This window comes from Glutamicibacter sp. AOP12-B1-11, from assembly GCF_052379245.1.
Lineage (GTDB): Bacteria > Actinomycetota > Actinomycetes > Actinomycetales > Micrococcaceae > Glutamicibacter.
The window spans coordinates 1-973 of the sequence record NZ_JBQSYL010000088.1; the positions used below are offsets into that span (position 1 = coordinate 1).

Consider the following 973-nt stretch of genomic DNA (forward strand, 5'->3'; position numbering starts at 1 on the left):
GTCCTCCAAAACAGCCACCACATCAGCAGCTTTAAAAGACCTGCGGGTAATGATCGCCAAAGCGGTCCGCGTGTACTCATCAATGACATTGAAGAACCGGATATGACGGCCACAAGAGGTGACATCCGACTGGAAATCAAAGCTGAGCACGTGCATCGGGTACTCGGCGGTCAACCGCTTCTGTTCCCCAGCGTCTGGGCCGGTGCGGCGCTTCTTTCGACGCTTGGGCTTACAAACCAGACCTTCTTCTCGCCATAATCGTCGGATGCGCTTGCTGTTCAAGACAGTGTCTTTCCATCGTTCGGTGGCCAGCAAGTGCCAGCGGGCTTTGCGCCACCCCCACGTTGGATGCTTAGACGCGACAGCCCTCAAGTCGGCTCGTAGCTGCGCTTCGTCAAAGCTCATCGGTGTTTTTTTCTTACGTAGTGCCGAGCGGTTCTGGCCCAGAACGTGGCAAGCGAAGCGTTCGGACGCCGGCGAATTTTTCCATCGCCATCCGTACAGCACGGCGGCGTGGTTCGGGGCTTAGAATTTTCCCTTGGCAACCTCAGTAAGGATGTCGTTGGCGAGCATCTGATCAGCGAGCAGCTTCTTGAGGCGCGCGTTTTCCTTCTCTAGCTCCTTGGTACGTTTGCTGGCTTCAGCGTTTTTCTCGGACCCGTACTGGTTGATCCAGCGGTACCAAGTAGCTTCGGTGATCTGAAGTTCCTTGATGACCTCGATCATCGGGTGTCCGTCGTTGAGCATCTTTTGTCCTTGACGGACTTTAGCGATGACCTGGTCTGGTGTGTGTCTGCGTGCCATTGTTTCTGTGATTCCTCCTGTGTCCATTGTCGGACACGAGTACTCACATAGTCACTGGACTACTTTCCGGGGACCCAACCAACCATGGCATGATTATCCGAGTGCGTCTGTCTACACTCCGAAAACCGTTCCCGCTTCGCTTCCCAAAACTATTACCGATTGTTGGGAG

1 pseudogene is annotated in these 973 nt (G+C 54.6%); it reads right to left on the bottom strand.

Annotated features, from left to right (window positions below):
• Window positions 1-804, bottom strand: a pseudogene (locus tag ACT3UQ_RS19715) (IS3-like element ISAar3 family transposase); the annotation flags it as partial.
• Window positions 805-973: the final 169 nt, after the last annotated feature.